The 18,904-nt window shown below is 62.6% G+C and carries 19 protein-coding genes, 1 tRNA gene and 1 pseudogene; 7 read left to right on the forward strand and 14 right to left on the reverse strand.

Annotation, left to right across the window (positions count from 1 at the left end; all coding sequences use genetic code 11):
- Window positions 1-13: 13 nt before the first annotated feature.
- From ACQR10_RS07640 to ACQR10_RS07660, 5 genes and pseudogenes are all read right to left on the reverse strand, one after another.
- The gene (locus ACQR10_RS07640) at window positions 14-1,573 is read right to left on the reverse strand and encodes a serine hydrolase domain-containing protein (RefSeq protein WP_316217033.1); all 1,560 of its coding nucleotides are present in this window, start codon (window positions 1,571-1,573) and stop codon (window positions 14-16) included.
- A gap of 117 nt (window positions 1,574-1,690) precedes the next feature.
- Window positions 1,691-1,985, reverse strand: a pseudogene (locus ACQR10_RS07645) (type II toxin-antitoxin system RelE/ParE family toxin).
- A complete protein-coding gene (locus tag ACQR10_RS07650) occupies window positions 1,982-2,227 on the reverse strand; it encodes a CopG family ribbon-helix-helix protein (RefSeq protein WP_316217032.1) in 246 nt (81 codons plus the stop codon). Before ACQR10_RS07650 ends, ACQR10_RS07645 begins: the two are co-directional and overlap by 4 nt.
- A gap of 98 nt (window positions 2,228-2,325) precedes the next feature.
- Complete coding sequence (locus ACQR10_RS07655; protein ID WP_316217031.1) at window positions 2,326-3,057, reverse strand: alpha/beta fold hydrolase; 732 nt, start codon at window positions 3,055-3,057, stop codon at window positions 2,326-2,328.
- A gap of 34 nt (window positions 3,058-3,091) precedes the next feature.
- Window positions 3,092-4,798, reverse strand: coding sequence for a GmrSD restriction endonuclease domain-containing protein (locus ACQR10_RS07660; RefSeq protein WP_316179865.1), 1,707 nt, complete (start codon window positions 4,796-4,798; stop codon window positions 3,092-3,094).
- A 1,082-nt stretch (window positions 4,799-5,880) separates the two neighbouring features.
- Between ACQR10_RS07660 and ACQR10_RS07665 the strand changes: the two genes are divergently transcribed.
- The 7 genes from ACQR10_RS07665 (at window position 5,881) to ACQR10_RS07695 (ending at window position 12,015) form a co-directional block, all read left to right on the forward strand.
- Window positions 5,881-6,006, forward strand: a complete 126-nt coding sequence (locus ACQR10_RS07665; RefSeq protein WP_315803769.1) for a hypothetical protein — start codon at window positions 5,881-5,883, stop codon at window positions 6,004-6,006.
- A 127-nt stretch (window positions 6,007-6,133) separates the two neighbouring features.
- A complete protein-coding gene (locus ACQR10_RS07670; protein WP_316217030.1) occupies window positions 6,134-7,708 on the forward strand; it encodes a 2-isopropylmalate synthase in 1,575 nt (524 codons plus the stop codon).
- Window positions 7,709-7,998: 290 nt separating this feature from the next.
- Entirely contained in the window at window positions 7,999-9,015 is a 1,017-nt protein-coding gene (locus ACQR10_RS07675; RefSeq protein WP_315803767.1) for a TRAP transporter substrate-binding protein, read from the forward strand.
- Between the two features lie 121 nt (window positions 9,016-9,136).
- A complete protein-coding gene (locus ACQR10_RS07680) occupies window positions 9,137-9,703 on the forward strand; it encodes a TRAP transporter small permease (protein WP_315752772.1) in 567 nt (188 codons plus the stop codon).
- Window positions 9,700-11,025, forward strand: a complete 1,326-nt coding sequence (locus tag ACQR10_RS07685) for a TRAP transporter large permease (RefSeq protein WP_315756319.1) — start codon at window positions 9,700-9,702, stop codon at window positions 11,023-11,025. Before ACQR10_RS07680 ends, ACQR10_RS07685 begins: the two co-directional genes overlap by 4 nt.
- 149 nt (window positions 11,026-11,174) lie before the next feature.
- Window positions 11,175-11,774, forward strand: coding sequence for a Spy/CpxP family protein refolding chaperone (locus ACQR10_RS07690; RefSeq protein WP_316217029.1), 600 nt, complete (start codon window positions 11,175-11,177; stop codon window positions 11,772-11,774).
- A 165-nt stretch (window positions 11,775-11,939) separates the two neighbouring features.
- A tRNA-Lys gene (locus tag ACQR10_RS07695) sits at window positions 11,940-12,015 on the forward strand.
- Window positions 12,016-12,301: 286 nt separating this feature from the next.
- Here ACQR10_RS07695 and ACQR10_RS07700 read toward each other — a convergent pair.
- Genes ACQR10_RS07700 through atpD form a run of 9 tightly spaced genes read right to left on the reverse strand, consistent with a single transcriptional unit; the run spans window position 12,302 to window position 18,792 of the window.
- The gene (locus ACQR10_RS07700; RefSeq protein WP_316217028.1) at window positions 12,302-13,153 is read right to left on the reverse strand and encodes a F0F1 ATP synthase subunit gamma; all 852 of its coding nucleotides are present in this window, start codon (window positions 13,151-13,153) and stop codon (window positions 12,302-12,304) included.
- Window positions 13,153-14,694 carry a F0F1 ATP synthase subunit alpha gene (locus ACQR10_RS07705; RefSeq protein ID WP_316217027.1) on the reverse strand — a complete coding sequence of 514 codons (1,542 nt, stop codon included), beginning with the start codon at window positions 14,692-14,694 and terminating at the stop codon, window positions 13,153-13,155. The genes ACQR10_RS07700 and ACQR10_RS07705 overlap by 1 nt, the downstream gene beginning before the upstream one ends.
- Window positions 14,691-15,407, reverse strand: a complete 717-nt coding sequence (locus tag ACQR10_RS07710; RefSeq protein WP_315803756.1) for an ATP synthase F0 subunit B — start codon at window positions 15,405-15,407, stop codon at window positions 14,691-14,693. The genes ACQR10_RS07705 and ACQR10_RS07710 overlap by 4 nt, the downstream gene beginning before the upstream one ends.
- 27 nt (window positions 15,408-15,434) lie before the next feature.
- A complete protein-coding gene (locus ACQR10_RS07715; protein ID WP_315803755.1) occupies window positions 15,435-15,680 on the reverse strand; it encodes a F0F1 ATP synthase subunit C in 246 nt (81 codons plus the stop codon).
- Window positions 15,677-16,363 (reverse strand): F0F1 ATP synthase subunit A, encoded by a 687-nt coding sequence (locus tag ACQR10_RS07720; protein ID WP_409997954.1) that lies wholly within the window; start codon window positions 16,361-16,363, stop codon window positions 15,677-15,679. Before ACQR10_RS07720 ends, ACQR10_RS07715 begins: the two co-directional genes overlap by 4 nt.
- Window positions 16,363-16,653, reverse strand: coding sequence for an N-ATPase subunit AtpR (locus ACQR10_RS07725; protein WP_315803753.1), 291 nt, complete (start codon window positions 16,651-16,653; stop codon window positions 16,363-16,365). Before ACQR10_RS07725 ends, ACQR10_RS07720 begins: the two co-directional genes overlap by 1 nt.
- Window positions 16,650-16,946, reverse strand: coding sequence for an AtpZ/AtpI family protein (locus ACQR10_RS07730; RefSeq protein ID WP_316217026.1), 297 nt, complete (start codon window positions 16,944-16,946; stop codon window positions 16,650-16,652). Before ACQR10_RS07730 ends, ACQR10_RS07725 begins: the two co-directional genes overlap by 4 nt.
- Window positions 16,946-17,368 (reverse strand): F0F1 ATP synthase subunit epsilon, encoded by a 423-nt coding sequence (locus ACQR10_RS07735; protein ID WP_316179884.1) that lies wholly within the window; start codon window positions 17,366-17,368, stop codon window positions 16,946-16,948. Before ACQR10_RS07735 ends, ACQR10_RS07730 begins: the two co-directional genes overlap by 1 nt.
- Window positions 17,365-18,792 (reverse strand): F0F1 ATP synthase subunit beta, encoded by a 1,428-nt coding sequence (atpD, locus tag ACQR10_RS07740; RefSeq protein ID WP_316179885.1) that lies wholly within the window; start codon window positions 18,790-18,792, stop codon window positions 17,365-17,367. Before atpD ends, ACQR10_RS07735 begins: the two co-directional genes overlap by 4 nt.
- Window positions 18,793-18,904: the final 112 nt, after the last annotated feature.

Consider the following 18,904-nt stretch of genomic DNA (forward strand, 5'->3'; position numbering starts at 1 on the left):
GCCGATCGGGGACTCATGGCGCCGCCTGACCTTCGATCGCCAGATCCTTGCCATAGCGGCCTTTGGTTCTGAACATCACCTTGTCGCCATCGAAGGTGAGCCGCCAGTTGCGCTCCTCGCCCTGGCCGATGAACTGCACGTCGATCGCGAAGGTCGTCGGATCGACCCAGTTGCCCTTCATGGCGCGGTAGACGTAGGGCTGCCAGGGGTGAGGTTGCGCAGTCGCTCGATAGAGGCCGTCGAGGCCGATCGGGCTCTGCAGATGAACTGTTCCCCCGTTGCGGTCTCGCGACGGGATGTCCCAGGTGACCTGCGGCTCGGGTCCGGTGAGGCTGAGGGTGATTGTGTTGATGCCGAGCGGGCCGGGCGGAAATGTGTAGGTCTTGCCCGAGATCGTCGCCGCGATATCCGGGACACTGCCGACCGTGCCTCGCGTCTCCGTCCCGGCCTCGCTGATGGCGGCCGCCAGAGCCTCCTTGGCTCCATCAGCGGCGGGCAGGGCCTCATTCGATTTCACCGTGGCCAGGATCTCATTCGCAAGCTTGCGGAATGGACAGAAATTGCGCGCGGTCATCACGGCCACGATGTCAGGGTCCGGCAGCACCATGATGACCTGGCAGTGATAGCCGACGGCCATGAAGACGTTCCGCTCCGGCAGGGCCCAGAACTGATCGGCATAGCGGAGCCCCGGATCGAACGTCGCGTTCATGCTGACGGTGGCGTGGTTGACGGCTTCGATCCAGTCGAGGGGCAGCAATTGCTGCTCGCCCCAGCGGCCGCGTCGCAGATAGAGGTAGCCGATCTTCGCCATGTCGCGCGGCTTCAACGCCAGTCCGAAACCGCCGGCGGAAATTCCCTGGGAATCCTTGAACCACGGGTGTTCGGTGATGCCGAGCGGCCCGAACAGTCTCTCAGCCGCGAAGTTCTCCGCGCTCTTGCCGGTGAGCTTGGTGATGATGGCGGACAGCAGATGCGAGTTGCCGCTGTTGTAGTAGAACGTCTCGCCCGGCGCATGCGCCATCGGACGGTCGAGAATGTACTGCACCCAGTCGGGGCTTCGTCCCATCTCGTACAGCGACGTCTCGGCACCGCCGTTGTAGCCCTCGTCCCAGTCCAGGCCGGACGTCATGTTGAGCAGATGCTGCACGGTGAGCGCCTGCTTGCGCGCATCGACGTTGTCGATCTTGCGATCCTTGAAGAAATCGAGCACCGGATGATCGAGGCTGTCGAGCACGCCGTCCTTGAGCAGCATCGCGATCAACGTCGAGACCACCGCCTTGGTCGACGAATTGATGATGTGCGGCTCGTCGGCGTCGTAGGGCGCGTAGGACGCATCGAGCACCACGCGGCCGTGGCGTGTGATCAGCAGGCTGTCGAACCTCATCGTCTTGCCGGCGGCGACGAGCTTTGTCAGCGCCGCCGAGTCCATGCCTTCGTCCTCGGGTGTGGCGGTCGTCCATTCGGGGTGAGGGAAGCGGGACAGGCTGACGTCGTCGGCCCAGGCGCGTCTCGTGAAGAGACCGGCCACCAAGACCGCCGCGACCAACAAGACGACAATCCTGAGACGCACCATGCCGAACGTCCTCTGATGAACGAGGCAATGATAGGGTATCAGAAGACCGCAATCCATCAAAGATTGTGTGACAATCATATTGCGCGCGGCAGCACCGGCGTATTGCCGGTGACAGGGTCAGAACCCGTCCGGCCATCTCTGAGCCGAGTGCATCACGGTCAGAACCTCGATGCCGGCCGTCGTCGGGCGATAGGGCACGATGTAGGGGATATCTGTGAGCACGAGCTCACGGGTGCCGGCCACGCGGCCGGGGCGTCCGATGTCGGGGCTCTCAGCAAGGGATTCGACCCGCAAAAATGATGCGCGCAACGACACGGGCGGCAGCTGCGGGATTGTCTTCGGCAATGTACGAGCCGATCTCATCGAGGCGCCGCAGCGTTCTTGTTGTCCATCGGATGGGACGTTGGCTCATCCTCGTCCGGCTGGCTTCACGTATTTGGCGATGACCTTCGCCACTTCGGCGTTGCTGGCGAAGTCTCCTTGCTCAGCTTCGGCCAGACCCGCCTCGATCTCGGCAAGTTGCCAGGCTTGCCGGTGCACGAATTCCTCAATGGCACCCGCAGCGACTTCGGAGCGCGGACGGCCGAGCCTCTCGGCGAGTTCGTCGAGCTTTGCAGACGTCGCATCTGAGACGCGGACAGTGAAGGCAGCCATGGGATTTGTCTCTCGGTTGGCGCGGGTTGTGTGTGAGACCAACCGTCCGGTCAACGGCCTCCGTCAAGGATCGTCGGATCGTCCGAGCGTTTTCGCGCTCACGCCCAATGCGCCCGCAGCGCCGCCGCGATGCTCTGTGGCCGCTCGACGATGCTCCAGTGCCCGGCGTCCTGCTCGACGTGCAAGGACGCGCCGTGGTGTTGTGCGAAGCGGCTGAGCGTGTCGAGCGGCACGTAAGGGTCTTGCGTGCCTGAGATCACGAGGCCGCGTCGCGGAAGCTGCGCCAGCCGCGCGATCCAGTCGCCACTGAAGCAAAGCCCGTTCGCCGAGCGATACAGCGCGAGGATCGCGCGCTTCATCGGCGACTGCCAGGCCGCGGCTTCACGTGCGGCGAGGTCGGCCGGCAGTCCGCTCTGGCGGAACATCCGCGCCATCAAGCGCTGCGACGACAGCGTCATGAAGATCTCGCCGAGGACCGACGTGTTCCAGATCCGTGCGATACGATGGCCGCGATAGGCGGCATCGAGGGCGCCGCCGGCGACGGCCCACGAGCGCACCAGCTCAGGCCGCAGCGACGCCGCACGCAACACCAGCAGTGCGCCCCAATCATGCCCGACCAGGTCGAGCGGCCCGACCGCCGCATGCTGCGCCTCCATCAGCGCGACCAGCCAGTCGGCGTAAGCGTCCTTGCTACATGCAAAGCCGGCCGGGGCTTCGCCGCAGAAGCCGGGCAGGCAGGGGACGGCAACGGTCTCCCCGAGCGCCGCGATCAGCGGCCCCCAAATCACCGGCGTGTCAGGGACGCCGTGGAGGAGGATACGGTTGGTCATGGCGAGACACAACCGTATCGCGTAGGAGAACTTGTCAACTTAGCAGAAACTGATTTAGCCGATCGGCAATTTTCTGCCGTCGTGCAGCAAGGAAATTGTCGTACTCGGCGACTTCTAACAATCTAAGGTCTGTTGGTATTGCTTGTGCATCGAAAGGTATCGTGCCGTGTTGTTGTATCAAGGGGGCCAAGTACTGCACAGGCGATTTATCGCTGATAGTCCGATTGGTTTTTCCTCCGATAAAAGCAAGGTTGGCGATATCATCGGCCTTACGAGCGCTGTGAATGCCCTTGAGTTGCTTCTTTGGGAAAATATGGTGAAACTGCAGTTGATGCTGCGCCCCGGTGTGATCGAGTGAGATGGTGAGATTTGAGCGCCAGTCCTTCGCTCCGTTTGAACGAAAGGCCAAGAACATTGTCTTAAACAGCGCGCTCCGCTGATTGCGGCCTTCAAGTTCTTCTGGCGCAATGTCGAGACGACCTACCTGCTGCTTGAGGCGATCAATCAGTTCTGGTCCCTTGCCGCCATTGCGAATGTTCGCGAGATCTTGGTCAAGTATTGTCTCGCTCGACCCGCGAGAATAGCGACCCTTTGCATTTGCCAACAGGACCCAGCGGCGCAGTTCTCTTTCTTCAAGATTGTCGATCTTGTAGTCTGTCTTAAGACCATAATATGCAAGCGTGATTAGGATGAACGGAGATGAAAGCAGTGCGGGAGAATCTATTCCGGCATTACTCTTAAGGAAGTTAATGGCGAACTGCATCCCCTCGCGCGCTTCTTTCCAGGCTGTCTGCAATGTTTCAAGATTGAGCTTGCCGACAGTCAAGAAGCGTGATTGGCCAGTGGCGAAAGCCACTAGGTTTTTCAGGTGTAGGCCAAGATCTAGATCGAAGCCGAGATTGGTGCACTGTTCCTGAAAATCAAGGAATATCTGGAGCGAGTGTCGCCACTTTGCGGTGATCTGAGCCAGAGCCAAATCTGAGCTGCGCAACTTTGCACCAAGCGAGTTGACGCGAACAAAGATCTCGGTCACTTCGTTGTAGGAAAGCGCACGTTCTAGGACGTCCATTCTGTACATATACTTCCGGATACCTCGCAATCGAGCGAGTCGCTGACTATATTTTTCGTATCGAGGATCGTCGAACCCCGTGACTCCTGCTGCTCGGAGAAATTGCGCGTCCGCATCGACTTTGAATACGTCTGACACCTTTACCCATTGCGGGAGTTGGGCGAGCTTTCTGGTGCTGACGACGAACGTCATTCTATTGAAGCGCTCTTGTAGTTCGTCTTCGGTGCTGTCGGTCTCATCTTCAGTTATTGGTGTGCTATCCTCACTGTCCTCATCCTCGCCGTTTTCCTCCACTTCCGTAACGAAAGCCAGTGTTTCCGGGTGTTCGAGATTGAAAAGCAGCTCTATAGGCCTCCTGCGTCCGCGCACGGCAACAGGTTGCCCACGGATAACTGCAGAAAGCGACGTTAGGCGCTGTTGGCCGTCAAGCAGCAGGCGCACACTCTGATATGGATTTCCGGCTTGTGATACAGCAAACTTGCGAAGAGGAACTTCTTCGTCCGTTTCCCAAAGCAAGATGGCCCCAGATGGGTAGCCCCGGTAAAGCGAGTCCATCAAGTCTCTTACTCGGGGTGATCGCCACACATATTGGCGTTGCATTTCCGGTAAGCGGAGTTCGCCCCGCTCGATCATCCCCACTAACTCCTCGACTGAAGCTTCTGCCCGAGCCATTCCAGTGTCCCACTAAAATCTTCATTGCTAAAATTGTGACCGAGCAAGTCTGGTAGTCGACAGGTCCGGTCAATCTTCCAGATCGAGCTCAATATTAACTTTCAACTTAGTCGTGTATGCAATCGAATTTTTTTTCTTTCCTTTTTTCAGAAATCGTGTTTTTATGCGCCATCCCGCCTCATCGGAGAGGGGCGTACGCGTCGTCACGATACGTGGAGTGCGGGGAGCGATGGCCGTGAGGCGCCGGTGGACGACTGGCGGTTTGCGGACGGCGAAGTCGTGTGGTCCTGGCGCCCCGAAGCTGGCGTCAAGCCGGCGGCGTTCATGACGAGCGCGCCGGTGACGGGGGCAAACAAGCCGGTCCCCGGGGAGAGCGCGGAGTAAGCCGTAAAGCCGTTGCGCAGGGAAGGCCGGGATGTCCTGGCCGAGCCTGTGGTTCCTGCCCCGTGCACTTCTTTCCGCACGGGGGCCGCGGGTGTCGGCAGACGCCCGGCCTTCCCTGCACCCTCGAATTGAAGAGGGTTTGATGTCGAGGATCAACCCGGGCGCGGACGTGCTGCGGGGATGATGAGGTGCGTGCTGATGCAGATGCCGACACCGCCAACCACACCCTCACTGTCATCCCGAACAAGCGCGCGGCACGCGCGCGCCGATCCGGGATCCATAACCCCAGGGGAGATCTGCGAGGCGCGATGGCCGCTTCATCCCATCCAGCCACACCCGTCACGGCGTATGGATCCCGGGTCGGCGGCCACCAATGCTTCGCGCTGGCGGCCTTGCCCGGGATGACACCGTTTGTGTGGTGGGCCGGTGCTGGCCGATCGGGACCCCTGCAGATGCCGACACCGCCAAACATGCCCTCGAGGTCGGCCCGGACGAGTGTGCGGCAGACGCGCGCAGATGGATCCATAACCACACGGAGATTCGCGACGCAGACGCCGCAATACGTCACCCCTTCTGACCCTTATTCGGCGTTGCGACGCCCTCCCATTCCCGGTAAAAGCACCGTCGAGGGCACCCCGGCAACGATCCATCAATGGTTTTGCCGCACAGTTTTCGTGTCTTCGCAAAAGGGTTTGGCAATGCTGATTCGCAGCGCAGAGATCGAGGCCATCGCCGGGGCAGACGCCCGGTCGATCGCGCTCGCCCCGCTGCCGGCTCGCGGCCTGACCGGCGCGCTCGAGCTTCTGCTTCTTAGCTGCCCCTGAGGGCCGGCTGGGCGGGATGCGCCTGGGCACTCAGGGGGCTGCTTCGACACCGAAACACCCTTCAGCGCCCAATGTTCAGAGATCCTGACCGACAAGCGCACCACCCGACAAAATTCGAGGAAAGCCAATGTCCAATCCCGTTCAGTCCGACAAGGACCGCGTCGTCATTTTCGACACCACCCTGCGCGACGGCGAGCAGTGCCCCGGCGCCACCATGACGTTCGAGGAGAAGCTCAACATCGCGGCGATGCTGGACGACATGGGTGTCGACATCATCGAGGCCGGCTTCCCGATCGCCTCCGACGGCGACTTCGAGGCCGTCAACGAGATCGCGAAGCGCTCGAAGAACGCGGTGATCTGCGGCCTGTCGCGCGCCGGCGCCAAGGACATCGACCGCTGCGCCGAGGCGATCCGCCCGGCCAAGCGCGGCCGCATCCACACCTTCCTGTCCACCTCGCCGGTGCACATGAAGTACAAGCTGCAGATGGACCCGCAGCAGGTGTTCGAGCTGGTGATCTCCTCGGTCACGCGGGCGCGCAACCACACCGACGATGTCGAGTGGTCATCCGAGGACGGCACCCGCACCGAGTTCGACTTCCTGTGCCGCTGCGTCGAGGCCGCGATCAAGGCCGGCGCCACCACCATCAACATTCCGGACACCGTCGGCTACGCCGTGCCGGAGGAGTATTACGACCTGTTCAAGCGTGTGCGCGAGAGCGTGCCGAACTCCGACAAGGCGGTGTTCTCGGTCCACTGCCATAACGACCTGGGCATGGCGGTCGCCAACTCGATGGCCGGCGTGCGCGCCGGCGCCCGCCAGATCGAATGCACCATCAACGGCATCGGCGAGCGCGCCGGCAACGCGGCCCTGGAAGAGGTCGTGATGGCGATGCGCGTGCGCAACGACAAGCTGCCGTTCTGGAACAAGATCGACACCACGCAGCTGACCCACGCCTCGAAGGTGGTGTCGGCCGCGACCTCGTTCCCGGTGCAGTACAACAAGGCCATCGTCGGCCGCAACGCGTTCGCGCATGAGAGCGGCATCCATCAGGACGGCATGCTGAAGAACGCGCAGACCTACGAGATCATGCTGCCGGAGACGGTCGGCGTGAAGCAGACCTCGCTGGTGATGGGCAAGCATTCCGGCCGCCACGCCTTCGTCCACAAGCTGGAGGAGATGGGCCACAAGCTGTCGAGCAATCAGGTCGAGGACGCCTTCGTCCGCTTCAAGGCGCTGGCCGACCGCAAGAAGCAGATCTACGACGAGGACATCGAGGCGCTGATCGACGAGGGCATGGTGAGCGCCCATGACCGCATCAAGCTGTTGTCGCTGTCGGTCATCGCCGGCACCCGCGGTCCGCAGCGCGCCACCATGAAGCTCGACGTCGACGGCGTGACCAAGATCGAGGAGAGCGAAGGCAACGGGCCGGTCGATGCCGTGTTCAACTGCATCAAGTCGCTGGTGCCGCACGAGGCCAAGCTGGACTTGTACCAGGTCCATGCCGTGACCGAGGGCACCGACGCGCAGGCCGAGGTCTCGGTGCGGCTGTCGCAGGACGGCCGCTCGATGACCGCGCGCGCGGCGGATCCGGATACGCTGGTGGCCTCGGCCAAGGCCTATCTGGGGGCGCTCAACAAGCTGGTCATGAAGCGCCAGCGCGACGTGGCGCAGGGGCAGGGCGCGACGGCGGCAGCGGGCTGATCGACAACGTCATTCCGGGGCAGCCGCGAGAGCGGCTGAACCCGGAATCCGGAGCTTGGTTTGCATCCTGCTCTGGCCATATCGAGGTTCCCCGATGCGCAAATTGCGCATCTGAGGTTCGGCGCTTCGCGCCGCCCCGGACGACGCGAGGATGGTGCGTTGCAGCACGGGAATCCCCGGCTCTGCGGCTAACGGTCAATGGCATTCCGGCCGGCGACCCGCTAACAATGTCCTTGGCATACAAAGCGGGGGCGTCATTGCAATGTCCCCCGAAACGTCGGGAGGACACCTTGCACTTCAAGTTTCGCCATGTGATCGCCACCGCCGCCTCGCTCGCGGTGCTCGCGCTGGCCGGCCCGGCCCTGGCCGCCGACAATCCGATCGTGATCAAGTTCAGCCACGTGGTTGCCTCGAACACCCCGAAGGGCCTCGCCGCCGACAAGTTCAAGGAGCTGGCCGAGAAGTACACCGACGGCAAGGTCAAGGTCGAAGTCTACCCGAACTCGCAGCTCTACAAGGACAAGGAAGAGCTCGAGGCGCTGCAGCTCGGCGCGGTGCAGATGCTGGCGCCGTCGAATTCCAAGTTCGGCCCGATCGGCATCAAGGAATTCGAGGTGTTCGATCTGCCCTACATCCTGCCCGACCTCGCCACCCTGCGGAAGGTGACCGACGGCCCGCTCGGCGCCAGGCTGCTGAAGCTGCTCGAGCCGAAGGGCATGATCGGGCTGGCCTACTGGGACAACGGCTTCAAGCAGATGAGCGCCAACAAGAAGCTCGTCGATCCCGCCGACTACAAGGGCCTGAAGTTCCGCATCCAATCCTCGAAGGTGCTGGACGCGCAGTTCCGCACGCTCGGCGCGATCCCGCAGGTGATGGCGTTCTCGGAAGTCTACCAGGCGCTGCAGACCGGCGTCGTCGACGGCCAGGAGAATACGCCCTCGAACATCTATACCCAGAAGATGCACGAGGTGCAGAAGTACATCACGCTGACCAATCATGGCTACATCGGCTACGTCGTGGTCGTGAACAAGAAGTTCTGGGACGGCCTGCCGCCGGATATCCGTGCCGCCTGCGAGAAGGCGATGAAGGAAGCGACCGCCTACGGCAACAGCCAGTCGGCGAAGGAGAACGACGACGCGCTCGAGGAGATCCGCAAGTCCGGCAAGAGCGAGCTGGTCAAGCTGACGCCGGCCCAGGACGAGGCGATGCGCAAGGCGATGATGCCGGTGTACAAGGACGTCGCGGGGCGCGTCGGCCAGCCGCTGATCGACGAGTTCCTGAAGGAGACGCGCGGCTCGACCAACTGATGGCGTGAGGCGAGCGGTGCGCGGGCCATGGTCCGCGCACCGAGGGGGCGACGCACTCGGCGCGCAAGAAGGCAGACGGCGCAGCCAAGCGCCGCGGACGTTTGATTGTGGGGGAGGGGACTTGGGCTTTCTATTGCGCATCCTCGATCGGCTCGAGGAGATCCTGATCGCATTTCTGATCGCGGCGGCGACCTCGATCATCTTCGTGGCCGTGCTGCACCGCTATCTGGTCGGCGTGCCCTTCCTCTATCCCATCCTGTTTCCGATCGACCTGTCCTGGGCGCAGGAGCTCTGCATCTACATGTTCGTGTGGATGGCGAAGTTCGGCGCCGCCTATGGCGTGCGCACCGGCATCCATGTCGGCGTCGACGTCGTGGTGAACATGATGCGGCCGTCGCTGCGCAAGGTGACGATCCTGTTCGGCCTGCTCTGCGGCGCGCTGTTCACCTCCATCATCGGCACCATGGGCGCCAAGTTCGTCTACGGCCTGTCGCAGACCGACCAGGTGACGCCGGACATGGAGCTGCCGAGCTGGCTGGTCTATCTCTGCATCCCGCTCGGCTCCTATCTGATGTGCTTCCGCTTCCTGCAGGTCGCCTGGCACTATCTCCGCCACGACGAGCTGCCGCATCATGATCACGCCTATGTCGAAGGCGTCGACCCGACGGCGACGGAGGCGCTGCGATGAGCAGCCTCCTCATCTTCAGCCTGCTCATCTTCCTGATGCTGACGGGCATGCCGATCTCGATCGCGCTCGGCCTCACCGTGCTGTCGTTCGTGTTCTTCATGACCAACGTGCCGACCGAATCGGTCGCGCTGAAGCTGTTCACGGGCATCGACAATTTCGAGATCATGGCGATCCCGTTCTTCATCCTCGCCGGCAATTTCCTGACCCATGGCGGCGTCGCCCGAAGGATGATCAACTTCGCGACGTCGATGGTCGGGCACTGGTATGGCGGCCTCGGCCTAGCCGGCGTCGTGGCCTGTGCGCTGTTCGCCGCAGTCTCCGGCTCCTCGCCGGCGACCGTGATCGCGATCGGCTCGATCATGCTGCCGGCGATGGTCAAGCAGGGCTTTCCCAAGCGCTTCGGCGCCGGCGTCATCACCACCTCGGGCGCGCTCGGTATCCTGATCCCGCCGTCGATCGTGATGGTGGTCTATGCGGTCGCGACCGGCGGCAGCATCGCGCTCGATCCGGCCGGCCACCGCGTGTCCTCGGCCTCGGTCGGCCAGCTGTTCATCGCCGGCGTGATCCCCGGCCTGATGCTGGCGAGCCTGCTCGGCTTCACGACCTTCTACCGGGCCTGGAAGAACGACTACCCCCGGATGCCACGGGCAAGCTGGGCCGAGCGCTTCACGGCCTTCCGCAAGTGCGTGTGGGGTCTGCTGCTGATCGTGATCGTGCTCGGCGGCATCTACACCGGCAAGTTCACGCCGACCGAGGCCGCGGCCGTCAGCGCCGTCTATGCCTTCGTCATCGCGGTGTTCGTGTATCGCGACATGTCGCTGAAGGACGTGCCGAAGGTCTTGCTCGGCTCGGCCAACATGAGCGCGATGATCCTCTACATCATCACCAACGCCGTGCTGTTCTCGTTCCTGATGGCGAACGAGAACATCCCGCAGCAGATCGCCAACTGGATGGCGGCGGCCGGCGTCAACTGGATCGTGTTCCTCCTGGTCGTCAACATCCTCCTGCTGCTCGCCGGCAACGTGATGGAGGCGACCTCGATCGTCTTGATCATGGCGCCGATCCTGTTCCCGGTGGCGGTCAAGCTCGGCATCCATCCGGTGCATCTGGGGATCCTGATGGTGGTCAACATGGAGGTCGGCATGTGCCACCCGCCCGTCGGGCTCAACCTCTACGTCGCCTCCGGCATCGCCAAGATGGGCATCACCGAGCTGACCATCGCCGTCATGCCCTGGCTGCTGACGATGCTGGGCTTCCTCGCGCTCGTCACCTACGTGCCGGAAATCTCGCTGTGGTTGCCGCGCATGCTGGGGATGCTTTGAGGCGCAGAAATGAAATGACACCGAATTGCAAAAACAGAAAGGTATTTGAAGCAATTACATCTTCGTAAGGTCGTACACTCTGTCCAAACTGTAAGTTGAAGGTGCGGAACGGCGGGCTCATGCTGATCCGACTTTCCAAGGAGGTTGGCATGAGAAGGTTCACCATCGCCGCTGTCGCCGTGCTCGCCATCGCCGGCTCGACCGCGGTCTACGCCCAGCGCGGCTGGTTTCATGATCACATGCATCATGCGCGCATGAATCCGGAAGATCGCGCCGCCATGCTGGATGCGCGCATCGCTTCCGTCCATGCCGGCCTGAAGCTGACGGCGGACCAGGAGAAATTGTGGCCGCCGGTCGAGAGCGCGGTGCGCGATCTCGCCAAGCTGCGGTTCGACCGCGCCAATGCGCGGATGACCGACGCAGCCCAGGACAAGGACATCGATCCCGTGGCGCGGCTGCGCGAGCGTGCCGATACGATGGCGGTCACCGCGGATGCGATGAAGAAGGTCGCCGACGCTGCCGACCCGCTCTACAAGACGCTCGACGACGGCCAGAAGCGCCGGCTGTCGATGCTCACCCGGCCGATGGGGCGCATGATGGGAACGGACGGTCCGCGCCATCACCGCTGGATGGAGCGCGGCGAGGGCGGCATGGAGGACGGTCCGCGCTTCGGCGGGCATCGCTTCGGCCCGGGACCGATGGGCCACATGGGCTGGTCCGAGGAGGAACGCGAGTCCGGACGGCTCTGAGCGCCGGTTAACGATCCTTCTGATTTCACTTGGGGAAAACCGCCGCCCGCCGGCGGTTTTTCTGCATCGAAAGTGACGAAAAATCGTCATGGATCGCTGGACATCCCGGAATCGCTTTGCTAAACGACCGGCTCTCGCGGAAGGCTTTCTCCGGATGCAAGATCCGGGCGCATAGCTCAGTTGGTAGAGCAGCTGACTCTTAATCAGCGGGTCCTAGGTTCGAGCCCTAGTGCGCCCACCAAGCCTTTCCTCCGGCATTGGCAAGCACGCTCCGGAAATCGATCACAGCGTCTGTGTGCGGGCTGGCTTGGCCTGCAATTTGACAAAACTCAACGCCGACGGTGGTCCGCAGATCGGCAAGCAAGGGTTTCCGCCTGGGTGATCCCCTTGATGAGGCGCAGACGATCGGACGCCACCCATGGCGACTGGCGGGCGAACGGCAAGGCGAGAAAGAGAGCAGGCAGCAAATCCGATAGCGTGAATTTCGTATCGATCCGGGGCCAGCTCGCCCCTGTCAAACGCGTCGTTCAGCGATCGGCCAGCGCCTCGGCTCCCGCAGCGAGCTCGACGATCTCGTTCGTGATCTCTTCCTGTCGAAGCTGTTGCTCGCGATGCCCAAGTGTGACGAGGCGGGTCCCGATGTTGTTCCTGGCTGCTGTCATCGTCATCATGCGGGCCTGGTTTTCGGCTTCGTAGGAATGCATGGCTGCCTCACAAAGCCGGGCATAGACATACTCGGCCGTCAGTCGTTCGAGCAATTCCTGCGGCTTGAGTGTTGTCATCGGCGGCAGGGTCTCGGAGTCACCGGCAAAGCGCGCGAGGTCAAGTGGAAGCAGCGAGTGGCGCTCGATCCGGACGCCGATGCCAGGGGCAGACCGCGGTACGATCATTTCAATTGTCGATGGCGTAGCGCGCGCGATCTGCGCGTACAATGCATCAGCGATGTTGTTTGCAAGCGAAGGGACAGCATCGACGTGGCTCGCCATCGGAGCCGACCACGAAGGGGTCAATCCCCGCTCGCGGGCGACGACAAGGCCGCGCGTTCCGATCAGGAATGTGGTCGCGTTCGCGAGACCGCCTCCTGCGGCGTTCAAAACGCGCTCGCTGAACGCACCGGCGAAGCCCTGTTCTGCGCAAAAGAGGATCACGCCGATTGGAGCTCCGCTTTTTTTCGGCACATCCCGAAAATCTGCCGGCAGCAGCGTCAGGGCCTGCCCGATGGCTCGGGAAACGACCGCGCTGTAGGAATCGATGCCGGCGAGCAGGGAGCGCGCTCGCTGCGAGCGCGACGCGGCGATGCCGCGCAACGCGGTGACCACCGCCTCGAGCTGACGGACGTTCTGGATCTGGGCTGAGACCTCGGCCAGCCGTTCCGCCATCACTCGGCTCCGGTTGGCGTGCGGTCGCTGCGCGCGAACTTGGCGGCAAGCTCCGTGAGGGCCTCGGACATGGCTGTCCTCTGCTGGTCATCGAACTCGCCAGTCCGCTCGATGGCCGCCACGGCCTCCTTTGCCTCCTTGTCGATCCAGGACGAGAGTTCGGTGCGAAACCTTGCGATGTCGTCCAACGCCACGCGGTCAAGAATGCCGGTCTGCAGCGCCGTGACGAGCGCGACCTCGTCCGCCAAACGAACCGGCGAATATTGTGGCTGGGCCAGGATGCTCCGGATGTGTCGCCCGCGAGCGATCTTGTCCTTGACTTGGGTGTCGGTCACTCCGCCAAAGCGCGTGAACATTTCCAGTTCCAGAAATTGCGCGTAGTCGAGGCGCAGAGCGTGCGCGGCTTCGCGCAAGGCTGGAGCCTGAGTCTTTCCACCCACTCGGCTGACGCTTGTGCCGACATCGACGGCCGGCTTGTGACCTTCGTGGAAAAGACGCGCATCGAGAACGATCTGGCCGTCGGTAATCGATATCAGGTTGGTCGGAATGTAGGCGCTGAGAGTCCCGCCATCGAGTTCAGCGATGGGCAGCGCGGTCAGCGAACCTCCCCCGGCCGCCTTGGAAAGTTTTGCCGCCCGCTCCAGCAGCCTGGCATGAACATAGAAGACGTCGCCGGGGTAGGCCTCGCGACCGGGCGGTTGGCGCGTCAGCAAGGCGATTTCCCGATGGGTGGCCGCATGTTTCGTCAGATCGTCGATGGCCACCAGCGCATGCTGGCCACGGTCGCGGAAGTATTCGGCGATGGTGAAAGCGGCGAAAGGGGCGATCCATTGCAGGCCGGGCGAAGCGGAAGCGCCGGCAACGACGAAAATGCATCGCTCGGGAGCGCCGTGTGCCTGTATCGCCTGTATCGCCCGCTTCACGGTCGACGACTTCTGACCGATAGCGACGTAGACACAAACGATGTCGCTGAACTTCTGATTGATGATGCAGTCGATCGCTATTGCCGTCTTGCCGATTGCGCGATTGCCGATAATGAGCTCGCGCTGGCCGCGGCCGAGCGCGAACATCGAATCCAGCACAAGAATTCCGGTCTGCAGGGGCTCGCTGACAAGGTCGCGATCGATGATCGACGGTGCCGGCCGTTCGATCGGCTCATATGCGCCCGACTCGATCGGTGCTCCGCCGTCCAGAGGACGCCCCAGCGGATCGATCGTCCGGCCGAGCAGAGAAGGTCCGACGGGGACGCGGACCACTTCGCCGCTGCCGTGCACCTGATGGCCCGCCTTGAGGCCTGTGGGGTCGTCGAGCAGGACGCATCCCAGCAGATCGCGGTCGAGCGTGGTGGCGTAGCCGACCTGTCCGTGCTCGAAGCGTACGAGCTCATCAAGACGCACATCGGGCAGGCCTGACACCAATGCGATCCCATCGGCAACGGATTCCACGCAGCCAATCTGCTCGGTTACCGGTGCAAGCGTCGCAGCATCAACGCGCGCCTCGGCTTCCCGTAGCCAGCTGTCGAGAGGGGCGATGGCCGTCATCGGTCCAGCTCTCTTCGAATGATCTCGAGGTCGGCCTGCCAGTTGTTGCGCACGACGATATTCCGGCCTCTGATTTCGAAACCAGCGATGAGCCTGGAATCGCACGAGAGACGTATCGGTGGCTCACTGCCGAACGCTGCGTGGATCGTCTCCCGCAAGCTGGCCGCCTGCTCGTCATCCAGTTTCGCCGCTGCGACGACGTCGAGCGGGTGAGCCGGATCCGATCCCGCAAGGCGATTGCGCGAGTCCACCGTCAGCCGGCCCAGTTCAGCACCAAGACCATCGAGAAAAGCGGAGAATGCAGCGCTTGCTGGAAGCCGTTCTAGTAGTCGGCGTGCAATCCGCACCGAGAGCTCGCTCGCTCGATCGAGCACAGCGTGCTGCATGGCGATGCGCTCTTTTTCGATCGCGACTGCCGCATCCTTTCGGTGCTGATCGAGCTCGCTCGACAGTTGGGCGAGTGCGGACGCTTTCTCCGCCTCCGCGTCCTTGCGGGCCTGTGCGAGCAAGCGATCGCGCTGCGCGTCGATCCCGGCGCGGAGTGTCGTTGCTTCGGCGCGAAGGTCCCCGGCCTCCTTTCGAGCCGCGTCGGCGTCCGCAAGGAGCTTAGCCGCCTCTTCTCGCCGTTTCGCTACGAGATCGGCGACCGGACGAAAGAAGAACCGGCCCAGGATCCAGATGAGGATGAGGACATTGACGGTCTGGAGCGCCAACGTCCACCAGTCGATATGCATATCGGCCTAATGGATGAAGGGGTTGGCGAACAACACGAGCAGCGCGATGACGAGACAGTAGATTGCCATGGTTTCGATCATGGCAAGACCGACGAAGAGGGTGCGCGAGATCGTCCCCGCCGCCTCGGGCTGCCGGGCGATGGCATCCATTGCTGCGGCGACCGCGCGACCTTCGCCAAGTGCCGGCCCAATCGCTCCAAAAGAGACCGCCATGGCCGCTGCAAAGATGCTGACAATCTCGATCCAGTTCATGATGACTTCCCTTTCGTGGGAGCGCGTCCCTCGTTCAACGCGCTGCCGATGAATACCATGGCGAGAACGGTGAAAATGTATGCCTGAACCGCGCCGGTCAGGAGATCGAGCGCCATGAGCGGAATAGGCACGAGTAGACCGGCAAGGGACAGAACAATGCCGACGACAAAAACACCGCTCATCACGTTTCCGAACAGGCGCACGATCAGCGAAAACGTTCGCGTGAACGTTTCGACGATGTTCAGGGGAACCATGATGAAGGTGGGCTCGGCGAAGGTCTTGAGATATCCGACCAGCCCCCGTGCCCGAACACCGAAGTAGAAGATGGCGACGAACACGATGAGCCCCAGCGCCGCATCTGTTTCAATGTGCGCAGTTGGCGGCTCGACACCGGGGATCAGCGAGCACCAATTTGCCGCCAGAATGAAGAGAAAGAGCGTACCGATCATCGGGACATATGGCGCCGGCGCCACGCGCATGGTCTCGTGGACTTGATTTTCGATGACGTCGACAACCGTCTCGACGATCGCCTGGGCAGCGGTGGGCCGCAGCGAGAGCGAGCGCGTGGCGAGCCAGCCACCCACGCCGAGGATGGCCATGAGCCCCCAGGTCACGACGACGGGCTCGGTGACTGCGACTGGCCCAATCGTGAACACGACCTTTGCGGTCAGGGGTGAACCGATCATCGTCGCGTCTCCGGCCGAAGAAGTCCGTTTCGCGCGGTCAGGAGGCCGAGGGTCCCGGCAAGGAGGGGCATCGCTCCAAACGATTTGGTGACGAGCACCATGGCTCCACCTGTCGCAGCGAAACGAAGCAATTGCAGTCCGAGCGAAGAGAATGGCTGGCCACCGATGAGGAAGCGTACGTTCCATCGCAAGGAGGCGAAATGCAGCAGCCCCAGCAGGCCACCAGCACCAATCCAGCCAGCTGCCTCAGCAATGAAGAGATAGTCGTGCATGACGGCATGGCTCATTGCTGATGCATCCATCGCCAGGCCGACCAGCAGCCGGCCGCCACCCCGAGCAAAAGGAGCGGCGCGCTCCAGAAGATGCCTGTCCCGAGCCAACGGTCGATCCAGCGGCCGACGAACAGGCCAATCAGCGCAGGTGCGACGATGATCCAGCCGAGCACGCCGATCTGGCCGACAAATCGCACCACCGATGAGTCGCCATCGCTACGCCAAGACTCCCATCGCGCGCGTCGGTCGCGGACCGCCTTGGTCAATCCATCAGGAGTGGGATCGCCGTTCGGCTTCGAACCGACCATCACGAGCCGCCCTCCATCAAACTGCGCTTGTCGGGACGCAGGTAGTGGACGATCTGCCGGATGGCCTTCATCTGCAGTTGGAGATTCTCCGTTCGGGACGCGCGCTCCGTTTCGCTTCGTTTGCGAAATTCATCGAGCACGATCACTTCAAGGCGATCGAGATCGTCGCCGGCAATCGCCTCGCGTGTGGCGATGGCGATCTCGGCGCCGCCGGTCACGGAAAGCACGCCCCGCCGCACCGCACAGTAGCGTAGGCGCCTGTCGGCGCCTTGCCAACTGACCACCGAGATGTTCAGAGCAGTAAGAAGGTCGGCATGACCTGCGAGAATTCCAAAGCTGCCGCTGTCGTCCTCGGCGCGAACGCTCGAAACGTTTGCTTCGTCGATCACGATTGCAGTCGGTGTGGTGATCAGGAGCCTCATCTCGCCGGCTCCTCGGACTTTTCCTGAGGCTGCCTGGCCCTCGCGTCGTCGATGCCGCCGATCATATAGAACGAGCTCTCTGTCCACTGATCGCAGTCACCGCCAAGGATCGCCTGACAGCCCTTGAGCGTCTCTGCCAGGGGAACCGAGCGGCCAGGCACACCCGTAAACGCCTCGGTCACGGAAAACGGTTGAGTGAGAAAACGCTGCAGGCGTCGGGCACGTGCAACAGCCAGCCGGTCCTGAGCGCTGAGCTCTTCGATTCCGAGCAGCGAGATGATGTCCTGAAGTTCTCGATAGTGTGCAATCGTCTCGCGCACCTCTTCGGCGATCCGATAGTGCTCGTCGCCAACCACAGTCGGATCAAGCAGGATGGAGGACGAGTTCAAGGGATCGACTGCGGGATACATGCCCTCGGCAGCCATCGTTCTCGACAGCACGATCATGCTGTCGAGATGACTTGAGATCGCGGTCACCGCCGGATCGGTGAAGTCGTCGGCCGGAACGTAGACCGCTTCGATGGCGGTCACCGAGACGCCCGAAACCGAGGCGATGCGTTCGTGCAACGCGGCGACTTCCGTGGCAAGGGTCGGCTGATAACCGACGCGCGACGGCAAGCGCCCGAGCAGGCCGGACACCTCGCTCCCGGCCTGCACGAACCGGAACACGTTGTCCATGAGAAGCAGAACGTTCTGACGCTTCGTGTCGCGGAAGTATTCGGCGATCGTCAGCGCCGTCAGCCCGACACGCCAGCGGGCACCCGGCGGCTCATTCATCTGGCCGTAAACCAGCACGCTGCGATCGAGCACCCCGGATCGGCGCATTTCCAACAGCAGCTCATGCCCCTCGCGGGAGCGCTCGCCGATCCCGGCAAACACGGAAATGCCCTGGTAACTCTGAACCATGGCGTGGATCAATTCCATCACCACCACGGTCTTGCCGACGCCGGCGCCGCCAAACATTGCGGCTTTACCACCCTGCGGAAGCGGCGCCAGAAGATCGATGACCTTGATGCCCGTTTCGAAGATCGCCGTGGCCGGGCTCCGTTCGCCGAGTGGCGGTGCGGGATTGTGAATCGGCGCGCGCGCCAGATCGTCGGGCAATGCGGGGCCGTTGTCCCGCGTGCGCCCGGTCACGTCGAGCAGGCGCCCGAGCACTGCGTCGCCGACGGGAACGCTGATCGGTCCACCTGTCGATTGCACCCGCGCACCCCGTTTCAGACCGGCAGTTGCCTGTAAGGCGACGCCGCGCACCGTCGTCTCGTCCAGGTGGGCCTGAACCTCAACGATCAGGATTTCGGGCAGGTCCCAATCCACCAGAAGCGCGTCGCCTAGCTTGGGGAGCTCGGCGGCGGGGAACTCCACGTCAACCACGGCGCCGCGGACCGCGAGTACCCGGCCTTCTGATTGTATAGAAAGCGCCATGGTGATCCGTCGGAAAATGTCAGTCTTGCACGTTGCTACCGCGCTGACGGCTCTCAGCCTTGATCAGAATCAACGAGCGACTCCCCCTTTCTTGGGCACACATGATCTTGAT

Source organism: Bradyrhizobium sp. HKCCYLRH2060 (assembly GCF_051168135.1).
Classification (GTDB): domain Bacteria; phylum Pseudomonadota; class Alphaproteobacteria; order Rhizobiales; family Xanthobacteraceae; genus Bradyrhizobium.

Bases quoted from the DNA above. Each gene is read 5' to 3' on its own strand.
- ACQR10_RS07690 (WP_316217029.1), top strand. From the start codon at position 11,175: ATGAGAAGGTTCACCATCGCCGCTGTCGCCGTGCTCGCCATCGCCGGC.
- ACQR10_RS07660 (WP_316179865.1), bottom strand. From the start codon at position 4,798: ATGGCTCGGGCAGAAGCTTCAGTCGAGGAGTTAGTGGGGATGATCGAG.
- ACQR10_RS07640 (WP_316217033.1), bottom strand. From the start codon at position 1,573: ATGGTGCGTCTCAGGATTGTCGTCTTGTTGGTCGCGGCGGTCTTGGTG.
- ACQR10_RS07700 (WP_316217028.1), bottom strand. From the start codon at position 13,153: ATGGCGGAACGGCTGGCCGAGGTCTCAGCCCAGATCCAGAACGTCCGT.
- ACQR10_RS07730 (WP_316217026.1), bottom strand. From the start codon at position 16,946: ATGGTCGGTTCGAAGCCGAACGGCGATCCCACTCCTGATGGATTGACC.
- atpD (WP_316179885.1), bottom strand. From the start codon at position 18,792: ATGGCGCTTTCTATACAATCAGAAGGCCGGGTACTCGCGGTCCGCGGC.
- ACQR10_RS07705 (WP_316217027.1), bottom strand. From the start codon at position 14,694: ATGACGGCCATCGCCCCTCTCGACAGCTGGCTACGGGAAGCCGAGGCG.
- ACQR10_RS07685 (WP_315756319.1), top strand. From the start codon at position 9,700: ATGAGCAGCCTCCTCATCTTCAGCCTGCTCATCTTCCTGATGCTGACG.
- ACQR10_RS07650 (WP_316217032.1), bottom strand. From the start codon at position 2,227: ATGGCTGCCTTCACTGTCCGCGTCTCAGATGCGACGTCTGCAAAGCTC.
- ACQR10_RS07670 (WP_316217030.1), top strand. From the start codon at position 6,134: ATGTCCAATCCCGTTCAGTCCGACAAGGACCGCGTCGTCATTTTCGAC.
- ACQR10_RS07655 (WP_316217031.1), bottom strand. From the start codon at position 3,057: ATGACCAACCGTATCCTCCTCCACGGCGTCCCTGACACGCCGGTGATT.
- ACQR10_RS07665 (WP_315803769.1), top strand. From the start codon at position 5,881: ATGCTGATTCGCAGCGCAGAGATCGAGGCCATCGCCGGGGCAGACGCC.
- ACQR10_RS07735 (WP_316179884.1), bottom strand. From the start codon at position 17,368: ATGAGGCTCCTGATCACCACACCGACTGCAATCGTGATCGACGAAGCA.
- ACQR10_RS07725 (WP_315803753.1), bottom strand. From the start codon at position 16,653: ATGAGCCATGCCGTCATGCACGACTATCTCTTCATTGCTGAGGCAGCT.
- ACQR10_RS07715 (WP_315803755.1), bottom strand. From the start codon at position 15,680: ATGAACTGGATCGAGATTGTCAGCATCTTTGCAGCGGCCATGGCGGTC.